This is a genomic window from Salinivibrio sp. MA427 (assembly GCF_001996115.1).
GTDB lineage: Bacteria > Pseudomonadota > Gammaproteobacteria > Enterobacterales > Vibrionaceae > Salinivibrio > Salinivibrio costicola.
Genome location: NZ_MUFH01000141.1, coordinates 1 through 6,427, shown reverse-complemented (window position 1 = coordinate 6,427; position 6,427 = coordinate 1). Strand labels below are relative to the sequence as shown.

Sequence of the window (6,427 nt, the reverse complement as noted above, 5' to 3'; positions counted from 1 at the left end):
AGATAGAGGTATGCTCATGTCCACTCTCTCTGCTAGCTGCCTATGCGGTGGTGTCCGTCTTACATTACCTGACACTTTCCTTTATATGGGAAACTGCCATTGCTCTGAATGTCGAAAGTTTACTGGTTCAGACTATTCATCAGTCGGCGGCATAGAGGCAGAAAAAGTCTCGATCACGGCTGGTCAAACGCATATTCGTTATTATGAGAAAAGCGCAGAAACGGTGCTTGCTTTTTGTGGGCAATGTGGGTCGAGCCTTTTCTCTCATAAAATCAATAAGGGGATGTTCAATATTCGTCTAGGAATTTTGGATACCGCCCCACAATCGGCGCCAAATTTTCATATTCACACGGCGTCGAAGGCACCATGGCATACGCCCAATGAGTCATTAAAACAGTTTGAACATGGGCCGGATTAATTCGGTCGTGTTATGCAGCTGCTGATCCGCCCCCTTACCCTCTCTGATACGGACTTGGTGTTCCATTTTGAACAACAAAATCGTGCTTATTTTGAAACCTATATTGAATCGCGCGGTGAGGCGTTTTATCGCCAAGCAGGCGTTTATGACCACATCTGCGAATTACTTGCCTTACATCAGAAAGGACAACACGTACCTATGTTGATCACGGATGCCGAGGGCCAGCTTTTGGGACGGGTTAATATCAGCCAAATTGATACGGTATCTGCATCAGGTTCGTTAGGGTATCGCATTGCAGAGCAACACACTGGGAAGGGAGTTGCCTCTCGAGCGGTAAAGTACGCTCTAGAGGTTGCGCGCGAATACGGACTTGTGACACTTAACGCCATGGCGTCTACGACCAACATGGCATCGCAAACAGTGTTGGAGCGGAACGGGTTTAACCTATGCGATAAAAAATTCAACGTGGCATACGTGGCTGGTGAAGCGATTGACTGTCTTTGTTATCGCAACACATTATCCAGCGTTTGAGTGATGAGCAATATACCTTGAGGTGATAGATTAATTGTCATTTAGCTCTTAGTTGCTCATGTAGTGCCAATAAAACAGGCTAACGACTAGCGTTGGGACCAAGTTCAATGCCATCATTACGTGGAGTGAATTTACACAGTTGGTGGTATTTGAAGAGCCGCCTTGATGACCAAGAAGGAAACATAATGGCTGATTTGAACGGACTAAGTTTGTACCACAAAGAGCACTGCCCATTTTGCCATAAAGTGCGTGCAGTCATGACAGAGCTTAAGTTAGATATTCCGCTGGTGGATATGAACGCTAACGCCGAAGAATGGCAACGCCTACAGACCGAAGGCGGCAAAGGGATGGTGCCTTGTCTGCGTATTGACCAAGGCGGCGAAACCCAGTGGATGTACGAATCGGACGATATCATTGAATACTTGCGTGACAACTTCGCGTAATTGAACCAGATACTGGTTACGAGGGTCGCAGTTATCGATGCGACCCTCTTTTTAAGTATTATTATCTGTATGCCTGCCTCTCCGCCTTCTTCAACGCCCTGTGCACTGTGTCAGCACTCAAGGCCGCTGACCTTCCATCACTTGATCCCCAAAACTTGTCATAACAACAAATGGTTCACCAAGCGCTTTTCCCGACCCTACATGCGCGAACACGGTATTTGGGTATGCCGGCCTTGCCACGCCTTTATTCATCGCCAATTCAGTGAAAAACACCTGGGTCGCGCATTACACAGCCTCGACCTATTACTCGCTGAGCCTGTGATCCAAGACTACATCCACTGGGCACGCAAACAGCGATCGTAACGAAGTAATGAGTGTGCGACGATCCACCAATAATGCAAAGTGGGTTCAAAAAAACGGCGCTGAAAATGACAACGCAAATATCGACTCGTTAGCCTTATGCTGAGCAACTTTTTGCTTGGCTTGGCAAGAAGTTGCTTGGCACGTGCAAAAAATTGGTCAGTCATACCCTAAGATGCTGATTTGTAATGGTAAAAAACTTGGCATGCATTTCGCAGGATTAAGAGAGCGAACAGGCACACCGCCACGGTGGCGATGTGTCTTCCATGACATACAAAGGAGCGATTATGCCAACGCCATGTTATATCTCGATTGAAGGTGAAACTCAGGGTTTGATTACTGCCGGTGCCTGCACCGCGGATTCTATCGGTGATTCTTTTGTCGAAGGCCACGAAGACGAAATGCTGGTACAACAGTTTGACCACAAYGTGACSGTKCCSACCGACCCACAATCTGGTCAGCCATCYGGYCAACGTGTKCAYAARCCRTTYAAATTCACCGTSGCACTCAACAAAGCGGTGCCATTGCTTTATAACGCACTGGCGTCGGGCGAGAAGATGTCAACCGTTGAGCTGAAGTGGTACCGCACCTCGATTGAAGGGAAACAAGAAAATTTCTTTACCACCAAGCTGGAAAGCGCTTCGATTGTGGACATTCACTGCGAGATGCCCCATTGCCAAGACCCTGCGAAGTCAGACTTTACCCAGAACCTGACGGTGTCGATGTCTTACCGCAAAGTGACCTGGGACCACGTCAACGCAGGCACCTCAGGCTCAGACGACTGGCGCAAGCCTATCGAAGCCTAATCCTTCATGGCGACATGAAGACACAAACAGCCTGCCTTTACGGGCGGGCTGTGGTGCGTTGAGCCAGACGGCAGGGTCTGGCTGAACGTATCAGGGTAAACAAGCAGGGCGAAGGATACACAGATGGCGACATTGCAAATAGCGTTAACCGTGGCGGGGCTGGACCCGCAACCGTTCGTGGTGGTGGACTACCAAGGGGACGAGTGCCTCTCTCACCAAGCTGGCCTGAATGGCAACCCGGTGTATGGGTTCCAGTATGAGGTGGCATTGGCGAGCCGCCATACCGACCTCACGCCAGAGCAAGTGGTCGATAAGCCAGTGCAGCTGACGCTGTGGCGCAACGGCGAGCTGGTCAAACGGGTGCAAGGCATTGCCAGTGCCTTTAGCCAAGGTGACATTGGTCATCACTTTACCCGCTACCGCTTAACCTTGGTGCCCGCCCTGTATCGTCTGTCGCTTCGCCAAAACAGTCGCACCTTCCAGCACCAAACCGTGCCGACTATTCTAGAAACCCTGCTCACAGAAATGGGCGTCACGGAGGTGAGCTTCTCGCTCACTCGCGACTATGCCGAGCGCGAATACTGTGTGCAGTACCGAGAAAATGACTTGGCGTTCTTCCACCGCTTAGCGGCAGAAGAAGGCTTGGTGTATCACCACGAGCACGACGCCACCACCCATACCCTGGTGGTGACCGATGCGCCAAACAGCTTGCCCCAGCTTGATAACCCGGTGCCCTATAACGCCTTAAGCGGCGGACGCACGGATACCCCGTATATCTATGGTCTGACACGCCACACCGCGGCACGCCCTAGCCACACGGCGTTAAAAGACTACAGCTTTAAAAAACCGCGCTACAGCTTCCAACAAGCGGCGCAAGCCGATGGCATTGATTACCAGCGTACCGACAGCTACGAGCACTTTGACTTTCCGGGCCGCTTTAAAGACGACGCTACTGGTCAGGCGTTTAACCAAACCCGCCTCGAGTACTTACGCCGTGAGGCTGAACACGCCAACGGGCAAAGCAATGAGCCCGCATTACGGGCTGGCTATCGCTTTACCATCAGCGACCATCTGGATGAGGGCGTAAACCAAGCGTGGCAAGTGGTGCGAGTACACCACCAAGGCAGCCAACCACAAGCACTGGAAGAAGAGGGCGGCCAAGGCGCTACCACCTACAACAACCAGTTTATGCTTATTCCTGCCACTACCCCGTGGCGCGCAACCCCCACGCCCAAACCTCAAGTGGATGGCCCCATGATAGGCACCGTGGTGGGACCGGATAGCGAAGAAATCTTTTGTGATGAACACGGACGAGTGAAAGTCCACTTCCCGTGGGACCGCTATTCCAACGGCGATGACAAAAGCAGTTGCTGGATACGGGTGGCGCAAGGCTGGGCGGGCAGCCAATACGGCATGATGGCCATTCCCCGCATTGGCCATGAAGTGATTGTGTCTTTCTTACACGGTGACCCGGACCAACCGATTATCACTGGCCGCACCTATCATGCGACCAATGTGCCGCCTTATACCTTGCCCGCTAACAAAACCAAGACGGTTTGGCGCAGTGAAAGCCATCAAGGCGAGGGCTACAACGAGCTCACGTTCGAAGACCAATCGGGCAGTGAGCAAGTGTATTTACACGCGCAAAAAGACTGGCACACCGAGGTAGAAAACGACCGCGTGACCGAGATTGGTCATGACAACCACCATCAGGTACACAACGACCAATTTCATCGTGTGATGGGCAATGCGCATCATACCGTGGAGGGGGAAAGTCGCCAGTACACTCAACAAGACCAAACCCTGATTGTAGACGGCTCGCTGCATGTCAAAGCTGGCCAAGTATGGGTGAATGACGCCAGTAACGAAATTCATATCAAAGCCGGTCAAAAAGCGGTGATTGAGGCGGGAAGTAGCATCACGGTCAAAGCCGGCGGCAGCTTTGTCAGCATTGATGGCGGCGGTGTTCACCTTGTGGGCCCTGCGATTAACCTCAACTCAGGCGGCAGCCCCGGCGCAGGCAGTGGCTATGCGGGTAAAGTCGCTGCTCTCCCGTTTGGGGTGGAGTCGCTTCCTGATCCTGTCAACTCAGCAGCGCCGATCGATGCGTCTCTCACGAGTGCGTTACCCGCTATCGCGAAACTGGATATTCCTATGATGGAGATATGTCAACGGCAGACTGACGGCTCTTGTCCATTGAAAGACTGCCCATGTAAGTAGGATTCTGTGATGAATTGGTTGTTAGTGATCGATAAAAATCGCGTGCCGGACATTTGTCAGCATTGCGCAGAGGGTAACGTAGAATGGATACCTTTGTATCGAGATACTATATGGGAGCCCCAGTTAGTAAATAGCCCTATTTGCGCCAAGGTCAGTGAGGAAGATTCGGTTTATCAGCGTTGGCTGACGGAGCCTCAGTGGGCGAGCAGTGGCGTGGTTTTTGCGATGCCAGAGCATCTAGGTATTTTCGAGCAAGTATCTAGCTTACAAGCGAATATCACTGTCTTTGATGAAAACCAACGTCAATATCTGCTGCGCTTCTACTCGCCCAAGACGTTATTACACCTTGCTAGCCTGTGTGATCAAACTGTGCTGATGTCGCTATTACAGACGACACATTATGCGTACATATCTCCCGCATTCTCTGAATTATCAGACGCCACGCAATTAATATTTAATCCCCGAAAAGGGACGGAAGTTGACACTGTCTATTTGCCTATTTCAATCGTTGAGGAGTTACTAGCATGAGCCAAGAGTATACGATAAAGCAAGGAGATACTCTCTCTGAGTTAGCTGAAGCGTTTAATACGGATGTTAGTACTCTTCAAGATCTGAACAGCGATAGAATTAAGAATATCGATACTATTCGTGTTGGCAATACGCTTTCTGTGCCGACACCGGATGACAAGTCCACTGAGAAAAAGGAACCATTAGACGTTGTCCCTAATGATAACTTGACTAAAAGAAAATGCTCTATTGAATACGTCGATGCGCTTTATGTGCCTCATAATCCAGCAGAGGGAAGCTCACCACGTCCAAGTGTCTATCTCTTAACTCAAGAAGCCTACGACATTATTGAAAAAGAAGCACAATTATGTAGAGAGGCGGTGCAAGGAGATAAAGAGACAGTATTAGCTAATCTAGAAAAACTTGGTGTGATGGATCAGGTGAAAGCGACGCCACATGAGTTTTTCTTGGCAAAGTATGATGAAGAGCACCCAGATGAATCTTCATTAAAAAAGCGCTATATGGAAGCTCTCCAAGCGCGATTAGCCTTAGAAATGAGCATGGCATCAAATATTGAATTCCTTCCCAGCACGCCTGATATTGAGGACGTGCGCGATATTCATGCGTCTTTTAACGAACGGATAGAAGCGTTGAATGTCGAGCGGGGGCGTTGGCGAGAAACCGGTGATGATAACTATTTAGAGTATACGATTGTGGTCACTGGTCGTGGTGCCGTGAATGTTAGAGAGCCAAGATCCGATGTCGATAATCGCTTCGCAAGAAGACGCGCGAGTATCGTTAAGGAACTACAATCTGACTGTCTTGATATTGTTATCGAGCTTATCGATGAATTAGAGAAGATCGCCACTCAGCATGCAAAAACGATTTCAATTGAAGAGGATGGTGCGACTTATAGATATAGTGATCAGTTGAACTACTATACCTCAAGCAGAGATTCAGATATCCAGCGCTTGATTAATGATTTAGTAGATTGTCGTATTAATGCATCCCTCGGTGACTTCACTAATTCAAATGAGGTGTCCACCTCTACAAAGCTACCTCGCCCAGTAGAACAAAGAAGAGTATATCTTAGAGGCATTGTCGCTTTTTTTGATGCTCTCCCGAAACACGAGACACTACCT

General features: G+C 49.6%; 8 protein-coding genes. All 8 read left to right on the top strand.

The window, feature by feature from the left end; genetic code table 11:
• Positions 1 to 16: 16 nt before the first annotated feature.
• On the top strand, positions 17 to 418 hold the full coding sequence (locus BZG79_RS09965) for a GFA family protein (protein WP_077774301.1): 402 nt from the start codon (positions 17 to 19) through the stop codon (positions 416 to 418).
• Positions 419 to 430: 12 nt separating this feature from the next.
• A complete protein-coding gene (locus BZG79_RS09960) occupies positions 431 to 949 on the top strand; it encodes a GNAT family N-acetyltransferase (RefSeq protein WP_077774300.1) in 519 nt (172 codons plus the stop codon).
• A gap of 185 nt (positions 950 to 1,134) precedes the next feature.
• Entirely contained in the window at positions 1,135 to 1,392 is a 258-nt protein-coding gene (locus BZG79_RS09955) for a glutathione S-transferase N-terminal domain-containing protein (RefSeq protein ID WP_025744429.1), read from the top strand.
• 69 nt (positions 1,393 to 1,461) lie between these two features.
• A complete protein-coding gene (locus BZG79_RS16100) occupies positions 1,462 to 1,755 on the top strand; it encodes a hypothetical protein (protein ID WP_108743268.1) in 294 nt (97 codons plus the stop codon).
• A 284-nt stretch (positions 1,756 to 2,039) separates the two neighbouring features.
• Positions 2,040 to 2,558, top strand: a complete 519-nt coding sequence (gene hcp-2 / locus BZG79_RS09950; RefSeq protein WP_077576942.1) for a type VI secretion system effector Hcp-2 — start codon at positions 2,040 to 2,042, stop codon at positions 2,556 to 2,558.
• A 123-nt stretch (positions 2,559 to 2,681) separates the two neighbouring features.
• On the top strand, positions 2,682 to 4,778 hold the full coding sequence (gene tssI / locus BZG79_RS09945; protein ID WP_077774299.1) for a type VI secretion system tip protein VgrG: 2,097 nt from the start codon (positions 2,682 to 2,684) through the stop codon (positions 4,776 to 4,778).
• Positions 4,779 to 4,787: 9 nt separating this feature from the next.
• Complete coding sequence (locus BZG79_RS09940; RefSeq protein ID WP_077774298.1) at positions 4,788 to 5,306, top strand: DUF4123 domain-containing protein; 519 nt, start codon at positions 4,788 to 4,790, stop codon at positions 5,304 to 5,306.
• Positions 5,303 to 6,427: LysM peptidoglycan-binding domain-containing protein (locus BZG79_RS09935; protein ID WP_199877701.1), on the top strand; the 1,125-nt coding region annotated here is incomplete at its 3' end. The genes BZG79_RS09940 and BZG79_RS09935, both read left to right, overlap by 4 nt.